Here is a 17,270-nt window from a genome sequence, read left to right on the forward strand (position 1 = left end):
ACCCCGGTGACCTTTCGGTGCACCGGGGTTCGTTCGTGAGGCAGGCAGCGTGGCGAGCCTGTCGCCGAATCTACAGCCGCTTTGCCTGACGGATGCTGCGCAGGAAAGCGCGCGTGCGCTCCTGCTGCGGGTCACCGAAAATCTGTTCCGGCGGCCCTTCTTCGCAGACGGCGCCGTCGCACAGGAAACAGACCTTCGACGCGACCTCGCGCGCAAAACCCATCTCGTGCGTCGCGAGCAGCATCGTCATGCCCTCATGCGCGAGATCGCGCACGATGTTGAGCACTTCGGAGACCAGTTCCGGGTCGAGCGCCGACGTGATCTCGTCGAGCAGCAGCACCATCGGGTCCATCGCCAACGCGCGCACGATAGCCACGCGTTGCTGCTGTCCGCCCGACATGCGATCCGGATACTCGCCCGCCTTGTGCGCAAGACCGAAGCGCTCGAGCAGCGCCATCGCGCGGGCTTCGGCTTCCCGCTTGGGCTGTTTGAGCACGCGGATCGGCGCGAGCGTCACGTTCTCCAGCACGGTCATGTGCGGGAACAGGTTGTAGCCCTGGAACACGATGCCGATATCGCGCCGCAACGAGTTGACGTCCACGCCCGGGCCGGTAATGCGGTCGCCGTGCACCAGGATCTCGCCGGCATCGATGGGTTCCAGCCCGTTGATACAGCGCAGCAGCGTCGACTTGCCGGAGCCGGACGGACCGATCAGGCACACGACCTGATGCTCCTCCACCGACATGTCGAGCCCCTTGATGACCGGCACGTCGCCGTAAGATTTGACGATGTCGCGAATCTCGATGAATGACATGGTCTTTCGCTCCTCAGGCCCCGCCGGCCCGCATGCGGGCGCGGTCGCGTCTGGCCATGCGCTCCACGAAGCGCACCTGCGGAATCGAGATGATGATGAACAGAATGGCCACCGTCGTTGCCGCCGACAGGTTGTAGTGGTTCGACGCGATCACCATCGACTGGTTGAAGGAATCGATCACGCCCACGACGTTGACCAGCGCCGTGTCCTTCTGCAACGCGATAAATGCATTGAGCAGCGGCGGAATGATCTGGCGAATGCCCTGCGGCAGCACCACGAAGCGCAGCGTCTGCGTGTACGACAAGCCGAGCGAGCGCGCCGCAGCCACCTGACTCCAGTGCACGCCCTGAATCCCTGCCCGGTAGATCTCCGCCACGTAAGCACCCACCGTGAGCGTGAGTGCGATCACGACGTAGGTCGTCAGCGACAGATCCTTGAGGATCGGCACACCGGTGAGCGGCAGGCCGAAGCCGACCAGATAGATCACCAGTACGGCGGGCATGGCGCGGAACACGTCGACGTAGGCCGTCGCGATGACACGCAAGGGCTTGCCCGCCGCCCCCGGCGCGAACATCGCCAGCGCCACGATCAGCCCCCAGATCAGCACGAAGACTTCCGCGATCACGAAGATCTTCACGTTGACCCAGAAGGCGTCGAGTACGAGCGGAAACGTCTTGACGATCAGCGGGACGAAGAAGAAGGTCTTCGCAACCGCCATGTTGTTGGCCAGCACGAACTGCAGCGCGAGCACGACGATGACCTGCGCGAGCGTGTAGCCCAGCGTGATCCAGCTATGCACGCTGGCTTCGGCGCGCGCGACACGCGCGGCGACGATGTCGCGTTTCGCGCGGGCACGACTGAACGCCCGCCAGCGCCCGAAGGCGCGGGCGAGCGGCACGAGCACCACCAGCGACGCCAGTCCGAGGACCACGGCGCCCACGGATACCCACCAGCCGTCGAGCTGGTTGGCGAGCAGCGCTTCGCGCATGGCAGCGATCGTGTACCCGCTGCTCGCGACGGCAATCGCCGCGCCCAGCAGGGCAAACAGGCACAGCATCGTCGGTGCGCTCGGCATGCCGCCGATGTTCAGACGGCGCTCGCGCCCCATCATGCCAAGGACAGCGCTGGGCGCCTTCTCAGTGGATTCGCTCATGGTCGTGTCGGCCTCACGGCGTCAGTACGGGCACCTTGGCAGGATCGGCGCCGAGGCTCGGCACCAGATACTGCGTGGCAAGACGATCGAACGTGCCGTCCTTCTTCATCTCGGCGATCAGCTTGTTGAAGGCCGCGAGGTTCGGCGAGTCCTTGTTGACCAGACCGCCCCACTGTTCGCTCGTGTCGTAACGGCCGACGACTTCGAAACGGCCTTCCGACTTCTTCGCGATCGACAGCACGTTGGGCGTGTCGTACAGCACGGCGTCGACCTGACCAGCGGCCAGTGCGGCGTACATGGCGGCGGCGTCGGTGTAGACCTTCGGGTGTTCGGCAACCTTCACCTTGTCCGTCAGGTACGGCAGGATGGTCGTGCCTTGCTTCACGCCCAGGCGCATCTTCTTGATGCTGTCCTTGTCGACCTTCGTGCCGGTCTTCACGAGCACGCCCTGATCCGAGCTGAAGTACGGATCGGTGAAGTTCACGACCTTCTTGCGGTCGTCGGTGATGGTGATTTCGCTCAGGGCAATGTCGAAGCCCTTCGCCTGACCGGTGACGACCTGGGCGAACGAACGGTTCACCACGATCACGCGATCCAGACCGGCACGGTAGGCCATGTTCGCGGCCATGCAGTATTCGAAGCCGTCCTTGATGGTGTCGGGCGAGTCGCCGTTCCACCAGCCCGGTGCAGGCAGCACGGGGCGCACGGACAGCGCGCCCGGCGTGACCGTTTCGAGTTTGACCGAGCCACGCGTGCCGGTCACTTCGCACTTGCCGAAGTCCGGCGCCGCCGAAGCGCCCGCCGAAAGGCCGCCCAGCACGAGCGGAATGAGCAGCATGCGCAGATGGGACAGCTTGCGGCTTGCGCGCTTCTTGTCTTGCCGTTCGATCGTTTTCATGGGGAAGTCTCCTTGCGTCCTTGGTTGCGTAAAACTACATCGAAAGCACGGGCGATGGGGCGTTTCGCTGTCGCGGGTACACGCCCTGCCGCCGCATGGCTTCGGAAAGTTGTCGTGAATCGATGGGTGTCGCACGCGCACCGTCGCAGCGACGGCGCGCATCAAGCGATGTTCAAAGGCTGCCGGACAGCCGTCAGACCGACCAGACGGGCAGCGCCGCAGCCTGCTGGGCAATGCCGCCGTGCGGTTTGCCCGCGCCGACATCGCCCCAGAGTACCGCGTGATCGTCGGGCAGGGCGCGCGAATTCGGCATCGACAGCCACAAGCGCATGAGCATGCGGTCCTGACCAGTCTGCACGTCGTCCTTGAACGCCGTACGGCCGTGATAAACGATGTGGTTGTTCAGCAGTTGGATATCGCCCGGCGCGAAACGCATCTCGAAGCACTCTTCTTCGGCCACGGCCATGAGCATGCGAATCGCTTCGTGTTCCGCGTCGCTGAGCTTGCGCACGCCCGGCAGCATCTGGGCGTTCTCGATGTAGGTGAGCGAGAAGTGGCTGGTGAACTTGCCGTCGCGCACGCCAAAGATCGGCAAGTCGTACGCGACGTGCTCGCCGCCGGCTTCCTCGCCGAAGCGGCTGCGCGGAATCGCCTGGCACAGCAGTGCGTGAAGGTCCGGACGGCGCTTGAGCATTTCGTTGTAGACCGTCACGCTGCTGGCCAGCTTGCTCACGCCGCCCTCGGAGGCCTGACGCACGCAGAGCAGCCCGACGACGTCGCAACGATCCGTGTGGAAACGCAGTTGTCCGGGCGAGAGGGTGCGGGCACCCGAGGAGAGGAATTGCTTGCCCGAGCTGTCGACGGTCGCGCCGTAGAGCTTGGCACCGACGCCGGCGCCTTCGTCCTTGATCTCGCGCATGACTTCGCCGCGATAGTTCTGGAACATCGGCGTACCCAGATGCGCACCCAGTGCGTACCAGATGCGGCGCAGTTGTTCTGCGTTGTAGCGGGTCACGTCGAGCCCGCGAATCTTCGCCATGCCGGAGCCGTTTTCGAGCTCTTCGCGCACGTCGTCGAAAAACGCCCGGGCATCGGGCAGCGGGAAGTTCTGGCGATTGATGTCGCGCCATGCGATGGATTCGGTGGCAGCAACGGCAGCGTCGATCTGATCGAGCACGATCGCCGGGAACGTCTTGATCCAGCGGTCGTTGTTCAGCATCTCGGCACCTCGCCAGGCGCTTGCGCCCTGCAACGGCTTGGACTCGGACATGAAACCCTCCTGATAGATAGATGTGACTAGTCGCTCGCCCTGGTTTGTATATACATGTACATACAATACATCCAGTTTTTCGATGCGGGCAATCGGGGGAAGCGTCCTATCAGGGAAAGTCCCAGCCCCGGAAAACAACACGTCGAGGAGGCGTCTTTGCGCCGCAACTATACGCGATCACCAACGTGCGCGTATATCATTTATTAAATTCGTATACGATTTCTCGCGTGACGGGACGAAAGCGGTGCTTCGGTGTTCGTGCCAAATCGGCTTACGTTCTGGCGTTCAGGCGGAAATACGCCATGACTTCGCGCTGCGTCTGTTCAAGGTGTTTGCGAAGCAGGCGCACGGCGGTTTTGGTGTCGCCCGTAGCGCAGGCTTGATGGATCGCGAGGTGCTCGTCGGTGGAGCGCTGATGGTCGTTCACCGCCGAGAGGTGCATGCGCAGGAAACGTCCCATGCGTTCTTGCGCGGCTTGTGCCGTCGCGACCAGACGCGGACGATTTGCCGGCGCGTAGAGTGCCTGATGGAAAGCGAGGTTCAGATCGCTCCACGACTGCGGCGTGTCGGCTTTGGCGTAACGCTTGAGCAGTTGTTCGGCGAGTGCGAGATCGCTCGGCGCCATGTTGGGCACGGCGATTTCGAGCGCACGACATTCAAGCGCGACGCGCATGTCGAGCATCTCGACGCAATCGCTCGCGGTCAGCGGCGTGACGATCGCGCCCGCGTTGCGCTTGAGCGTGACCCATCCCTCGGATTGCAGACGCATCAGCGCTTCGCGCACCGGAATCTTGCTGATGCCGATCTGTGCCGCGATGTCGTCCTGCCGGATCGGGGCGCCGTCCGCCAGTTCGCCGGACAGGATCTGCTGGCGAATGGACGCGTAGGCGCGTTCCGTGGTGGAGAGCGAAGCGGTGTCGGTGGCGGTCACGGTGGCGTCGGACAGGATCCGGAGTGGGACTCGCGGCGATTATACAATTTCACGTAAACGTATACTTTTTGGCATACCCGTCGAGGCAGGCGAGGCCCATCGTCCCCACGTCACTCAGTAAGCGTTTCGCGTATGTATCGCGGCGCGCATATCGCGTACCCAAAAAAAACGGGAGCATCGAGCCCCCGTTTTTTGTGAGACGGATCCGTCCGTGCGATCAGAACGGAATATCGTCGTCCATGTCGTCGAAGCCGCCGCCGGATTGCTTGGCCGGGGCTTGCTGACGGCCACCGCCGCCACCGCCGCCACCGCGCGAATAGCCACCGCCGCCGCCACCTTCGTCACCGCCGCGCGAGTAGCCACCGCCACCACCGCCGCCGCCTTCACCGCCGCCGCTGCGGCCGCCCAGCATCTGCATCTGGTCAGCCACGATTTCCGTGCTGTAACGGTCCGTGCCGTCCTGCGCCTGGTACTTGCGCGTGCGGATACGGCCTTCGATATACACCGACGAACCCTTCTTCAGGTATTCGTTGACGATCTCGGCCAGGCGACCGAAGAACGACACACGGTGCCATTCCGTCATTTCCTTGAACTCGCCGGACTGCTTGTCCTTGTAACGATCGGTCGTCGCCAGACGAATGTTCGCGACCGCATCGCCGCTCGGCATGTAGCGGACTTCGGGGTCGGCGCCAAGGTTGCCGACCAGGATCACTTTGTTGACTGATGCCATAAATCTTTCTCCGGTATTGCTGAAATCCGTTCAGGATTGACGAGGCGCTGGCGTCCTCATCGGTGCGGCGATTATAAGCCACAGGAAAGCGCCGGCCGCACAGGCCATGAAGATTGCGTTCTGTCCGAAGTGGGTCATCAGATACCCCCCAAGCGCACCACCGGTAAACAATCCGAGGGCCTGAGTCGTATTGTAGACACCCACCGCCGCGCCTTTGCGCTGCCCCGGTGCCAGCTTCGAGACCAGCGACGGCTGCGACGCTTCGAGCACATTGAAGCCGAGGAAGTACACGAACAGCACCACCGCGATCACCCCCACCGTCGGCGGCAATCCGCTCAACGCCACCTGCGCCACCGCCACCAGCGCAATCGCCGAGAGCAGCACCGCCTTCATCTTTCCCCGCTTTTCCGCGGCAATGATCGCAGGAACCATCGCCACGAACGACAGGCCCATCACAGGCAGATAGATCTCCCAGTGCTGCGCCACGGGCAGCCCCGCAGCCACGAGCATGCGCGGCATGGCCACGAAAAGCGCCGTCTGCGTGGCGTGCAGAATGAACACACCGAAGTTCAGGCGAAGCAGCTCCGGGTTGTGCAGCACCTCGGAAAATGGCGCAGGCCCCGCCTTCGGATGCACCGGCGGCGTGGGCACGACCCACAACACCACAAAGATCGCCAGCACCGACAGCACGCCAATGGCCGTAAACAGCCCGCTCATGCCCAGCCAGTGGTACAGGAACGGCGCACACACGATGGCCACGGCAAACGAGATGCCGATGCTCCCGCCGATCATCGCCATCGCCTTGGTGCGGTTCGCGTCGCTCGTGAGGTCGGCCACGCAGGCCATGACCGCCGACGAGATGGCCCCCGCCCCCTGGATCGCCCGGCCAACGATGATCCACGTCAGATCGTGTGCCATCGCCGCCACCAGCGAGCCGATCGCAAACACGATCAGGCCGAAGATGATGACAGGCTTGCGCCCCAACCGGTCGGATGCCCAGCCATACGGGATATACAGCAGCGACTGCGTCAGGCCGTAAATGCCGATGGCCAGCCCCACGAGGAAGGTATTGTTGCCGCCCGGGATCGTCTGCGCGAAGACGGAGAAGACCGGCATGATGAGAAACAGGCCGAGCATACGCAGGGCAAAAATCCCCGCGAGCGACGCGCTCGCACGCACTTCTAGCGGGGTCATGCGGCCACCGCGGCCGCGTGTCGAGGCAGGAGAAGCGGAAGTCACGGAATCGGTAGGCATTACGACGTGAGAGATGAAAAAAGCGCGCGCAGGCAGGGTTTCGCTATCGAAAAGCCTCGAACGGCCTCGGAATCGTCCGATGATTGCCCCCCGGACACCCCGCACGGCCGCCCCAAAGGCGCCGCGATCGCTGTCGGGTCGACGGTCGGACGCCGGCCTCTGGAAATCGGGCGGTTCGTCCCCATCTGTGCCCCGTGCCGCCGTGCTGTGCGAGACAGCCCGTCAGCCGGTTCAGCCCTGGCAATCAAACTTAGGTATATTAGCAGGTTTAGCCGCCCGGATTTCCCCCCAGCGGCCCGCCCGACCGCTCCCGCCGCCTGTCGTGTCGATGCCCGGCCAATGCCGTGCCGACACTGCGCGACGTCCCGGGAAATTCGGACTCTTGGGGGCCGGAACCCGCCCCGCGACAATTCGCCGCGCGGATTCCTCGGCGACGACCCGGAACCGTCAATGGAAACCATTCGTATTCGTGGGGCACGTACCCACAACCTCAAGAACGTCAATCTCGACTTGCCGCGTCACCAGCTCGTGGTGATCACCGGCCTGTCGGGCTCCGGCAAGTCGTCGCTCGCCTTCGACACGCTCTACGCGGAAGGTCAGCGCCGCTACGTCGAGAGCCTGTCGGCCTACGCCCGTCAGTTCCTGCAACTGATGGAGAAGCCCGACGTCGATCTGATCGAGGGCCTGTCGCCCGCGATCTCCATCGAGCAGAAGGCCACGTCGCACAACCCGCGCTCGACGGTCGGCACGGTCACGGAAATCCACGACTACCTGCGTCTGCTGTACGCCCGCGTCGGCACGCCCTACTGCCCCGATCACGGCCTGCCGCTCGAATCGCAAAGCGTCTCGCAGATGGTCGACGCCGTGCTCGCGCTGCCCGAAGACACCAAGTTGATGATCCTCGCGCCGATCGTCGTCGACCGCAAAGGCGAACACGCCGACCTGTTCGAGTCGATGCAGGCGCAGGGCTTCGTGCGTTTTCGCATTCGCTCGGGCGGCGGCGCCGCCAACGAAGGCACGGCGCGCGTCTATGACATCGACGCCCTGCCCAAGCTCAAGAAGACGGAAAAGCACTCGGTCGACGTGGTCATCGACCGCGTGAAGGTGCGCGTCGATCTGAAGCAGCGTCTGGCGGAATCGTTCGAGACGGCACTGCGCCTGGCCGACGGCCGCGCCATCGCCCTCGAAATGGACACCGACAAGGAGCACGTTTTCAGCTCCAAGTTCGCATGCCCGGTGTGCTCGTACTCGCTTCAGGAACTCGAGCCGCGCCTGTTCTCGTTCAACAACCCGATGGGCGCCTGCCCGACCTGCGACGGTCTCGGACAAATGACGTTCTTCGATCCGAAGCGCGTCGTGGCCTTCCCAGCACTCTCGCTCGCATCGGGCGCGATCAAGGGCTGGGATCGCCGCAACCAGTTCTACTTCCAGATGCTGCAAAGCCTCGCCGCGTTCTACGACTTCGACGTCGACACGGCCTTCGAGGAATTGCCGGAAGACACGCAAAAGATCGTGCTGTACGGCTCCGGGGACCAGGAAATCCCGTTCACGTACGTGAACGAAAAGGGCCGCACGTCGGTACGCTCGCATGCCTTCGAAGGCATCATCCCGAATCTGGAGCGCCGTTATCGCGAGACGGATTCGGTCGCCGTGCGTGAAGAACTCGCGAAGTACCAGAACAACCGCGCGTGCCCCGACTGCGAGGGCAGCCGTCTGCGCCGCGAAGCGCGTTTCGTCAAGGTGGGCGAGGACAAGCAGGCTCGCGCGATCTACGAGATCGGCAACCTGCCGCTGCGCGAAACGCTGGGCTACTTCCACGAACTGGTGCTGCATGGCGCCAAGCGCGAGATCGCCGACAAGATCGTGAAGGAAATCGTGGCGCGTCTCACGTTCCTGAACAACGTCGGCCTCGACTATCTGTCGCTGGAACGCAGCGCCGATACGCTCTCGGGCGGCGAAGCGCAACGGATTCGTCTGGCGTCGCAGATCGGCTCCGGCCTGACGGGCGTGATGTACGTGCTCGACGAGCCGTCCATCGGCCTGCATCAACGCGATAACGATCGCCTGATCGGCACGCTCAAGCACCTGCGCGACCTCGGCAACTCGGTGATCGTGGTCGAACACGACGAGGACATGATTCTCGCGAGCGACTACGTCGTCGACATGGGACTGGGCGCCGGGATTCACGGCGGCACGGTCATCGCGCAAGGCAGCCCCACGCAGATCGAGAACGCGCCGGAATCGCTCACCGGCCAGTACCTGTCCGGTGCGCGTCGCATCGAGGTCCCGGCCGAGCGTCACGCGCCCGGCGAAGATCATCTGCGCATTCTCGACGCCACGGGCAACAACCTCAAACACGTGAACCTCGACCTGCCGGTCGGCCTGCTCACCTGCGTGACGGGCGTCTCCGGCTCGGGCAAGTCCACGCTGATCAACGACACGCTGTATCACGCGGTCGCGCGTCACCTGTACGGCTCGTCGGCGGAGCCGGCCCCTTACGAACAGATCGAAGGGCTGGAGCACTTCGACAAGGTCATCAACGTCGACCAGTCGCCCATCGGACGCACGCCGCGCTCGAACCCGGCCACCTACACGGGCGTCTTCACGCCGATTCGCGAGCTGTTCGCGGGCGTGCCGGCGGCCAAGGAGCGCGGCTACGATCCGGGCCGCTTCTCGTTCAACGTGAAGGGCGGTCGCTGCGAAGCGTGCCAGGGCGACGGCGTCATCAAGGTCGAGATGCACTTCCTGCCGGACGTGTACGTGCCGTGCGACGTTTGCCACGGCAAGCGCTACAACCGCGAGACGCTCGAAGTCCAGTACAAGGGCCGCAACATCTCGGAAGTGCTCGACATGACGGTCGAGCAGGCGCACGAGTTCTTCAAGCCGGTGCCGGTGGTCGCGCGCAAGCTCAAGACGCTGCTCGACGTGGGCCTCGGGTACATCCGCCTCGGCCAGTCGGCCACCACGCTCTCGGGCGGCGAGGCGCAGCGCGTGAAGCTCTCGCTCGAACTGTCCAAGCGCGACACCGGACGCACGCTGTATATCCTTGACGAACCGACCACCGGGTTGCATTTTCACGATATCGAACTGCTGCTCACGGTGATTCACCGGCTGCGCGACCAGGGCAACACGGTCGTCATCATCGAGCACAATCTCGACGTCATCAAAACGGCCGACTGGGTGATCGACCTCGGACCGGAAGGCGGTGCGGGCGGCGGTCAGATCATCGCGCAGGGCACACCCGAGCAAGTGGCGGCGAGCAAGGCCAGCTTTACCGGCAAATACCTCGCGCCGCTGCTCGCGCGCGCGAAGTGATGGCGTGAGCGCGACCGCGCAATCGCGCAGTCGCGCAGTCGCGCAGTCGCGACGTAGTGTTTGGCAGGTTTAATTTAGGACGTCATCGCATGGAACCGCGCTCTGGCTGGAATCCGGACCGGCAATTCTGGGTCGAACTGGCGAGCTACGTGTTCGCCGCCGTCAGCCTGTGGCTGATTCTCAGCATCCATCTGCTCTCGGCGGTGCTCGCGGGCATGGTGGTGTATCAGCTCGTGCATGTGCTCAGCCCTCGCCTGCAACTGCGCATCTCCAGCGAGCGGGCGCGACTGGTGGCCGTGGCGCTACTCTCGGCCATCATTGTCGCGCTGATGGCCGCGCTGATCTTCGGCATCATCGCGTTCTTCCGCAGCGATGCCGGACACCTCGAGCACATCAACGGTCGCATGATGGAAGCGATCGAACAGGCTCGCACGCAGTTGCCGGTGTGGGTGACGGATCGCATGCCCGCCGATAGCGACGACATCCATCAGGCCGTCACCGGCTACCTGAAGGACCACACGCAGGAGATGTCGCTGGTCGGCAAGGAAGCGCTCAACGCGATGGTGCATATCATCGTCGGCCTGGTGCTCGGCGCGCTCGTGGCACTCTCGTCCGTGCGACCGGTCCAGCACATGCAACCGCTGGCCGCCGCCCTCACGCGCCGGGTCACGCTGTTCGGCGACGCCTTCCGGCGCATCGTTTTCGCGCAACTCAAGATTTCGGCGATCAACACGCTCTTCACCGCCATCTTCCTGCTCGCGATACTGCCGATCTTCGGCATCCACCTGCCGCTACGCAAGACGATGATCATCGTGACGTTCGTCGTCGGCCTGCTGCCGGTCATCGGCAACCTGATCTCGAATACGTTCATCGTGGTCCTCGGGCTGTCGGTGTCGCTGTACGTGGCGATCACGGCGCTGGTCTTCCTGATCGTCATCCACAAGCTCGAATACTTCCTGAATGCCCGCATCGTCGGCACGCAGATCCAGTCGCGAGCATGGGAGCTGCTGCTCGCCATGATCGTGATGGAGGCCGCATTCGGACTCCCCGGGCTCGTGGCCGCACCGATCTACTACGGCTATCTCAAGAGCGAACTGGCCGACAAGAAGCTCGTGTAGCTCGTGTAGCGCTCTCGCGCCAGGCACGCCGCATCGCCCGATAGCGGTTGCCCCGATCCGGGGACAGTCGTCATCGGGCTTATTTCGGTACGAGATTTGACATTTCGTCACCCAGTGACATAATGTCAAATCATGAAATCCGCAAAATCACCCATCGCCTTGCCCGTCGCCAGCAAGCTCGACGAGAACACCCTGCTGCTGCGAGAGGGTCGCAAGATCGTCGAGGCCCTCGGCCAGACGTTCGCGCCGCTGGTCGAAGTGGTGCTGCACGACCTGACCGATCCGGACAACGCCATCGTGGCCATCGCCAACAATCTGTCAGGCCGCGAGCCCGGCGACGCGGTCACGGAAATGGGCCTCGCGCGCATCGCCGACCCGGCGTTTCCCGAAGTCATTGCCAACTATGCGAACCGGTTTCCGGACGGACGTCCGGCCAAGAGCACGTCGATCGGCTTGAAGAACAGCCGCGGCGAGTATGTCGCCGCGATCTGCCTGAACATGGATATTTCGATGCTCGCCGCCGCAGCCGCCAGCGTTCAACAGTTGGTCAGTGTGTCGACCCAGGCGCCCGCCCCGGTGCGCGAGACGCTCTCCAACCGGCGGCTCGACGACATCGCCCCGCTCATCGCCGACTTCGCCGCGCAGCGCAACACCACGCCGCAAGGCCTGACGCTCGCACAACGGCGCGAAGCGATCCGTCTTATCGAAGCGCGCGGGCTGCTCGACCTGCGCCACGCACATGCCGAGGTGGCCCGCACATTGGGCGTGGCCCGCTCGACCGTCTACACGTACCTCTCCGACCCCAAAGGCGCATCATGACCCCTGCCCCGCTGGCGATTACCTACGGCGACGTCGTCGCCGCCCACGACCGGATTCGCGAAGCCGCCCATCGCACGCCGGTACTCACCTCGCGCACGGCCGACGCCCTCACCGGCGCAAGCCTGTTCTTCAAGGCCGAGAACTTCCAGCGCATGGGCGCCTTCAAGTTCCGCGGCGCTTACAACGCGATTTCGCAATTCACGGCCGAGCAGCGTCGCGCCGGGGTGCTCGCCTTCTCGTCGGGCAATCACGCGCAAGCAATCGCCCTGTCGGCGCGCGAACTCGGCGTGCCTGCGGTCATCCTGATGCCGCAAGACGCGCCGCAGATGAAGATCGACGCCACACGCGGCTACGGCGCCGAAGTGATTCTGTACGACCGCTACAAGGAAGATCGCGAGGCGCTGTCGAAGCGTCTGGCCGACGAGCGCGGCATGACACTGATCCCGCCTTACGACCATCCGCACGTGATGGCCGGTCAGGGCACGGCGACCAAGGAGCTGATCGAAGACGCCGGCGAGCTCGACATGCTCGTGGTGTGTCTTGGCGGCGGCGGGCTGCTCTCGGGCAGCGCGGTCGCGGCGCGCGCGCTCAATCCGAATATCGAGATCTATGGCGTGGAACCGGAAGCGGGCAACGACGGCCAGCAGAGCTTGCGCAGCGGCAAGATCGTTCACATCGACACGCCGCGCACGATTGCCGACGGCGCACAGACCCAGCATCTCGGCGAATTCACGTTCCCGGTGATTCGCTCGCTCGTCGACGACATCCTGACGGTCACCGACGACGAACTCGTGCAAACGATGCAGTTCTTCGCAAGCCGCATGAAGATCGTGGTCGAGCCGACCGGTTGTCTGGCCGCGGCCGCCGTGCTGCAAAAGAAGATCGACGTAAAGGGCAAGCGCGTGGGCATCATCCTGTCGGGCGGCAACGTCGACATGGCGCGCTTCGCCAAACTCACCCTAGGGGAGGTCGCATGAGCGCCCAGGAACGCGGTATCGAAGCGATAAACGTCCCGACGCTGCAACCGCCGCGCGGACATTACTCGCACGGCGTTTGCGCCGGCGGTTTCGTTTTCGTCTCCGGGCAATTGCCCATCACGCCGGAAGGCGAGCGCCTCGTCGACGCGCCATTCGCGGTGCAGGCCCAGCAGGCGCTCGACAACGTGGCGGCGATCCTTGCCGCGTGCAACACGAGCGTGGCCCGGTTGGTGCAGGTGCGCGTGTACATCACGAACGTCGACGACTGGGGGCCGTTCAACGAGGTCTATGCGGCGTGGGCCGGCGACGCCAAGCCCGCCCGCGCCGTGGTGCCGGTGCCCGCGTTGAGCCACGGTGTGGCCGTCGAGATCGAGGCGATGGCGCTGGCTGGGTAAAGACTCAAATTTACGCAAATTGCGGGGGCGTTGGAATTCTTGCCCGCGAAGGTCGGTCTGACGGCTACACTTCCGGCCACGAATGCCAACGATCACCACGCCATGACAACACCCGACACCCCCGCGGATCCCCGCCCCGATTTGCCGCCCGGTGCACAGCCCCGCGTGCAGCCCCGCGTACAGCCCGACTCACAGCCTGACCCGCAGGCCGCCACGCGCAACCCGGTGCCACAGCAGCGCGCCGACGACGAGCCATTGCGGCTTGTCACGAGCTTCAACGATATCTTCGTCGTCATCGCCTCGTGGCTGCTCTCCTTCGGCACCGTCTGGCTGACGGCCGCGCTGCCCGCGTGGCAGCAAATGCTCATCGCCGCCGCCATCACCTGGGGACTCTCCGAGATCTTCGTGCGGCGACGTCGCATGGCGCTGCCCGCCCTTTGCTTCGCGTTCAGCTTCGTGAGCACGGCCACGATGCTGGGCTTCGGCAATGCCTCGCTGCTGCATGGCGGAAGCGAGGGCGTGCGTGCCTCGATGGGCGTGTGGACACTCATCGCCACCTCCGTGTGTACGGTACTGAGCGCCGCCCTCTACTGGTGGCGCTTCCGTGTTCCGGCCGTCATTGCGATGGGATTGGCCGGCATGGTCATCGTCGCCTGGGCCCATGTGATCGTGCTCAAGGAGAGCGTCAGCGGATGGCTGTTGATCGCCAATGTCCTCGCAGGCCTCGCGATCTTCGTCTGGGCGCTGCGCTGGGACGCACAGGACCCGCAACGCACGACCATCCGCTCCGACGTCGCCTTCTGGCTTCATCTGCTCGCGGCCTGCATGGTCACGCACCCGGTCTTCTGGGTGCTGGCGCCCCACCATCCGGGCGCCGTGATCGCGGTGTTCTTCCTGCTGACGGCCGTGTCGCTCGCCATCGATCGTCGCGCACTGATGCTGTCGTCGCTGCTGTACGTCATGGGCGCGATGTTGCGGTTGACGATGACCCCGTCTGCCGACGGTACCGGCGTGCCGGGCGAGTCGTTCGTCGTGCCGGACCTCTCGCTGCCGATGGTCGCGGTCGTGGTTGGCGGCTCGTTACTGCTGTTGTCCGTGTTCTGGCAGCCGTCGCGCAATGCGGTGCTGCGGCTGTTGCCCGCCGCGTGGCGCGCCCGGCTGCCGCGCTGATCGCCAGCCTCCGCGTCAAATGAAAATGGCCGCGCCGGTTTTCCGGTGCGGCCATTTTTTATCCCTGATGTTCGGCGACGACTATTGCAGCGTCACACGCGCCAGCACCGACATGTAGTGATCGAGCGACGGCGTTACCATGCCGGCCACTTTCGCGCGGTCGTCCCAGCGGCGAAGACGCATCGCGGCGTCGGCGTGGTCCCGCGCAAGGAACGTCTTTGCCTCGTCCTCGCTGAACACCCCGCCTTGTAACGCCAGACTGCGCACGGAATCCACGGAGAGCTTGCCGAAGTACTCGGCATCGATGGCGCACAGGCACCGTTTGGCGTCGACGTGCAGACGGATCGGATCGAGCACGGCGTCGCTGAACAGCGGCCGCAGGAACGGTAAGGCGTAGTACTGGTGCAGATCGTCGATCCCGCGCTCGGTGGGCGTCTCGCCCTGAAGATTGAGCAGATGACCGAGATCGTGAAGGAAACTGGCCGCGACGAGCGCCTCGTCGGCGCCCTCGGCTTCAGCAAGCGCGCCGCATTGCAACGCGTGCTCCAGTTGGGTGACGGGCTCGCCGCTGTAGGCGAGCGAACCGAATTTATCGAACAGGGTGCGGATGTCCGGCAGGCTCAGGGCCATCGTGAGAACTCTCGTTGTCGTCGCGAGATCCGGGAGCGGCCGCCGTCGCGACATCGGCAAGTGCCGCCAGCTTCGACGCCTTCGTTTCCTTGGGCGGCTTGGTCGTATCCTTCGGCTTGTCGCGCATGCGGCTCTTGCGCAGCGCACCCGCGTCGTCGAGCACCGGGTACGCCGTCGAGCAGAACAGCGAATTGAGGCGCTTCATGTCGCTGATGATGTCCAGGTGCAGCGAACTCGTCTCGATACTCTGCACCGACTGTCCTGCCAGACGATTCAGGTGCGTGTACGAGTAAGCGCGCTCCAGATCGCGGAAGCTCTCCTTCTCGGCCATCAGACGCTGCGCACTCTTGAGATCCGTATTCAGGAACACCGACAGGCCGAGCTGCAGGTTGGTCACCAGCCGCGCGTGCATGTCGCAGATTTCCTGCAACCCCGCCTCGGAGAACGACAGCTTGTGCGAGATCTTCTTCTCCTCGACCTCCGTCACCATGCGCTCGATGATGTCGCCCGCATGCTCGAGGTTGATCGTGAGCGAGATGATGTCGGTCCAGCGGCGGCTGTCCTGCTCGCTGAGATTCTCACGCGACACGCGCGTGAGGTACATCTTCACGGCCGTATAGAGGTGATCGACGTCGTCGTCCAGACGCCGTGTCTCTCTCGCACGCGCCACATCGTTGCTGCGAATCACTTCGAGCAGACCGTTGAGCATCTGCTCGACGATATCGCCCATGCGCAGCGTTTCGCGCGTGGCGTTGGCCAGCGCCAGCGACGGCATTTCCAGTGCGCTCTCGTCCAGATGGCGCGCACGCGTCGTGCCGTCGGCCTCCGGCTTCTCGGCCAGCAACCGCTCGCACAGTCGCGCCATCGGATCGGTGAACGCCAGGAACACCGCGCAGCGAATCAGGTTGTACAGCACATGGAAGTTGACGACCGCCTGCGCAGGCTGATCGGAGATCCAGTTCACGAGATGCGGCGCGTAGTCGATGAACGGCAGCACCAGCACGCAGCCGATCAGCTTGAAGATGAGGCTGCCGAACACGACGCGGCGGCCGGCGGCATTCTGTCCGGCCGACGTGAGCATGGCCAGCATGCCGCTGCCCAGATTCGCGCCGATCACGAGACACAGCGCGACCTTCAGCGAAATCACCCCCGACGACGCCAGCGTCGCGGTCAGCAGCACGGCCGCCAGGCTCGAATACGACACCATCGCGAAGAGCGCGCCGATCAGGGTGTCGAGCATGACGTCGCCCGTGAGCGAGCCGAACAGCACCTTGACGCCTGCCGCTTCGGTCATGGGCGTGGTCGCCGCCACGATCAGCTGCAGCGCGAGAATGATGAGACCGAGCCCGATCGACACGCGGCCGAGCTGGCCCGCCTGTGTCTGCTTGCGCGACAGGAAGAAGATGACACCGAAGAAGATCAGCAGCGGCGAAAGCCAGTGCAGGTCGAACGTCAGCACCCGCGCCATGAGCGCCGTACCGACGTCGGCCCCGAGCATGATCGACAGCGCCGGCGAGAGTGCAATCAGCCCCTGCGCGCCGAACGACGACACGATCAACGCCGTGGCGTTACTGCTCTGCACGAGACCCGTGACGAGTACACCCGCAGCAAACGCGAGAAAGCGATTGGAAATGCTGTGCGACAGAATGCGCCGCAGATCGGCACCGTAGACGCGCAGGACGCCGGTACGCACGATATGCGTACCCCAAATCAGCATCGCTACGCCGGAAAGGAGGTTGAGTAGTGTCAGCATGCCAGTGATCCGTGATCTTCTTGTCGACGGGACTGGCGGCGCC

The 17,270-nt window shown here is 64.2% G+C and carries 15 protein-coding genes; 6 read left to right on the forward strand and 9 right to left on the reverse strand.

The annotated features are described in order from the left end of the window. Positions 1 to 70: 70 nt before the first annotated feature. The 7 genes from ABWO90_RS06330 to ABWO90_RS06360 form a co-directional block, all read right to left on the reverse strand. The gene (locus tag ABWO90_RS06330; protein ID WP_353190356.1) at positions 71 to 814 is read right to left on the reverse strand and encodes an amino acid ABC transporter ATP-binding protein; all 744 of its coding nucleotides are present in this window, start codon (positions 812 to 814) and stop codon (positions 71 to 73) included. Between the two features lie 13 nt (positions 815 to 827). Next, a complete protein-coding gene (locus ABWO90_RS06335; RefSeq protein ID WP_353190357.1) occupies positions 828 to 1,967 on the reverse strand; it encodes an amino acid ABC transporter permease in 1,140 nt (379 codons plus the stop codon). Between the two features lie 13 nt (positions 1,968 to 1,980). Next, positions 1,981 to 2,865 (reverse strand): ABC transporter substrate-binding protein, encoded by an 885-nt coding sequence (locus ABWO90_RS06340; protein WP_353190358.1) that lies wholly within the window; start codon positions 2,863 to 2,865, stop codon positions 1,981 to 1,983. A 193-nt stretch (positions 2,866 to 3,058) separates the two neighbouring features. Then, positions 3,059 to 4,135 carry a TauD/TfdA family dioxygenase gene (locus tag ABWO90_RS06345; protein ID WP_353190359.1) on the reverse strand — a complete coding sequence of 359 codons (1,077 nt, stop codon included), beginning with the start codon at positions 4,133 to 4,135 and terminating at the stop codon, positions 3,059 to 3,061. 271 nt (positions 4,136 to 4,406) lie between these two features. Beyond that, positions 4,407 to 5,066, reverse strand: coding sequence for a GntR family transcriptional regulator (locus ABWO90_RS06350; RefSeq protein WP_353190360.1), 660 nt, complete (start codon positions 5,064 to 5,066; stop codon positions 4,407 to 4,409). Positions 5,067 to 5,283: 217 nt separating this feature from the next. Next, on the reverse strand, positions 5,284 to 5,796 hold the full coding sequence (locus ABWO90_RS06355; RefSeq protein WP_353190361.1) for a single-stranded DNA-binding protein: 513 nt from the start codon (positions 5,794 to 5,796) through the stop codon (positions 5,284 to 5,286). 30 nt (positions 5,797 to 5,826) lie between these two features. Then, positions 5,827 to 7,050: an MFS transporter gene (locus tag ABWO90_RS06360; RefSeq protein ID WP_502922551.1), complete on the reverse strand. Its 1,224-nt coding sequence runs from the start codon at positions 7,048 to 7,050 to the stop codon at positions 5,827 to 5,829. Positions 7,051 to 7,500: 450 nt separating this feature from the next. On the opposite strand from ABWO90_RS06360, the gene uvrA reads away from it, so the two are divergent. The 6 genes from uvrA (at position 7,501) to ABWO90_RS06390 (ending at position 14,844) form a co-directional block, all read left to right on the forward strand. After that, positions 7,501 to 10,365 carry an excinuclease ABC subunit UvrA gene (uvrA, locus tag ABWO90_RS06365; RefSeq protein WP_353190363.1) on the forward strand — a complete coding sequence of 955 codons (2,865 nt, stop codon included), beginning with the start codon at positions 7,501 to 7,503 and terminating at the stop codon, positions 10,363 to 10,365. Between the two features lie 89 nt (positions 10,366 to 10,454). Further along, the gene (locus ABWO90_RS06370; protein WP_353190364.1) at positions 10,455 to 11,483 is read left to right on the forward strand and encodes an AI-2E family transporter; all 1,029 of its coding nucleotides are present in this window, start codon (positions 10,455 to 10,457) and stop codon (positions 11,481 to 11,483) included. A 132-nt stretch (positions 11,484 to 11,615) separates the two neighbouring features. Then, positions 11,616 to 12,302, forward strand: a complete 687-nt coding sequence (locus ABWO90_RS06375; protein WP_353190365.1) for a helix-turn-helix transcriptional regulator — start codon at positions 11,616 to 11,618, stop codon at positions 12,300 to 12,302. After that, positions 12,299 to 13,279, forward strand: a complete 981-nt coding sequence (locus ABWO90_RS06380) for a threo-3-hydroxy-L-aspartate ammonia-lyase (RefSeq protein WP_353190366.1) — start codon at positions 12,299 to 12,301, stop codon at positions 13,277 to 13,279. The genes ABWO90_RS06375 and ABWO90_RS06380 overlap by 4 nt, the downstream gene beginning before the upstream one ends. Beyond that, a complete protein-coding gene (locus ABWO90_RS06385) occupies positions 13,276 to 13,674 on the forward strand; it encodes a RidA family protein (protein ID WP_353190367.1) in 399 nt (132 codons plus the stop codon). Before ABWO90_RS06380 ends, ABWO90_RS06385 begins: the two co-directional genes overlap by 4 nt. 102 nt (positions 13,675 to 13,776) lie before the next feature. Then, on the forward strand, positions 13,777 to 14,844 hold the full coding sequence (locus ABWO90_RS06390; protein ID WP_353190368.1) for a hypothetical protein: 1,068 nt from the start codon (positions 13,777 to 13,779) through the stop codon (positions 14,842 to 14,844). Positions 14,845 to 14,925: 81 nt separating this feature from the next. Here the strand turns inward: ABWO90_RS06390 and ABWO90_RS06395 are convergent, their stop codons facing one another. Then, the gene (locus ABWO90_RS06395) at positions 14,926 to 15,474 is read right to left on the reverse strand and encodes a phosphonate degradation HD-domain oxygenase (RefSeq protein ID WP_353190369.1); all 549 of its coding nucleotides are present in this window, start codon (positions 15,472 to 15,474) and stop codon (positions 14,926 to 14,928) included. Continuing rightward, positions 15,434 to 17,227, reverse strand: a complete 1,794-nt coding sequence (locus ABWO90_RS06400; protein ID WP_353190370.1) for a Na/Pi cotransporter family protein — start codon at positions 17,225 to 17,227, stop codon at positions 15,434 to 15,436. Before ABWO90_RS06400 ends, ABWO90_RS06395 begins: the two co-directional genes overlap by 41 nt. Between the last annotated feature and the right edge of the window lie 43 nt (positions 17,228 to 17,270).

Source organism: Pandoraea pnomenusa (assembly GCF_040391475.1).
GTDB classification, from domain to species: domain Bacteria; phylum Pseudomonadota; class Gammaproteobacteria; order Burkholderiales; family Burkholderiaceae; genus Pandoraea; species Pandoraea pnomenusa_C.

Excerpts from the sequence above, each read along its gene's own strand:
- ABWO90_RS06395 (WP_353190369.1), bottom strand. The coding sequence starts at position 15,474 with ATGGCCCTGAGCCTGCCGGACATCCGCACCCTGTTCGATAAATTCGGT.
- ABWO90_RS06355 (WP_353190361.1), bottom strand. The coding sequence starts at position 5,796 with ATGGCATCAGTCAACAAAGTGATCCTGGTCGGCAACCTTGGCGCCGAC.
- ABWO90_RS06380 (WP_353190366.1), top strand. The coding sequence starts at position 12,299 with ATGACCCCTGCCCCGCTGGCGATTACCTACGGCGACGTCGTCGCCGCC.
- uvrA (WP_353190363.1), top strand. The coding sequence starts at position 7,501 with ATGGAAACCATTCGTATTCGTGGGGCACGTACCCACAACCTCAAGAAC.
- ABWO90_RS06375 (WP_353190365.1), top strand. The coding sequence starts at position 11,616 with ATGAAATCCGCAAAATCACCCATCGCCTTGCCCGTCGCCAGCAAGCTC.
- ABWO90_RS06335 (WP_353190357.1), bottom strand. The coding sequence starts at position 1,967 with ATGAGCGAATCCACTGAGAAGGCGCCCAGCGCTGTCCTTGGCATGATG.
- ABWO90_RS06330 (WP_353190356.1), bottom strand. The coding sequence starts at position 814 with ATGTCATTCATCGAGATTCGCGACATCGTCAAATCTTACGGCGACGTG.
- ABWO90_RS06340 (WP_353190358.1), bottom strand. The coding sequence starts at position 2,865 with ATGAAAACGATCGAACGGCAAGACAAGAAGCGCGCAAGCCGCAAGCTG.
- ABWO90_RS06390 (WP_353190368.1), top strand. The coding sequence starts at position 13,777 with ATGACAACACCCGACACCCCCGCGGATCCCCGCCCCGATTTGCCGCCC.
- ABWO90_RS06345 (WP_353190359.1), bottom strand. The coding sequence starts at position 4,135 with ATGTCCGAGTCCAAGCCGTTGCAGGGCGCAAGCGCCTGGCGAGGTGCC.
- ABWO90_RS06385 (WP_353190367.1), top strand. The coding sequence starts at position 13,276 with ATGAGCGCCCAGGAACGCGGTATCGAAGCGATAAACGTCCCGACGCTG.
- ABWO90_RS06400 (WP_353190370.1), bottom strand. The coding sequence starts at position 17,227 with ATGCTGACACTACTCAACCTCCTTTCCGGCGTAGCGATGCTGATTTGG.
- ABWO90_RS06370 (WP_353190364.1), top strand. The coding sequence starts at position 10,455 with ATGGAACCGCGCTCTGGCTGGAATCCGGACCGGCAATTCTGGGTCGAA.
- ABWO90_RS06360 (WP_502922551.1), bottom strand. The coding sequence starts at position 7,050 with ATGCCTACCGATTCCGTGACTTCCGCTTCTCCTGCCTCGACACGCGGC.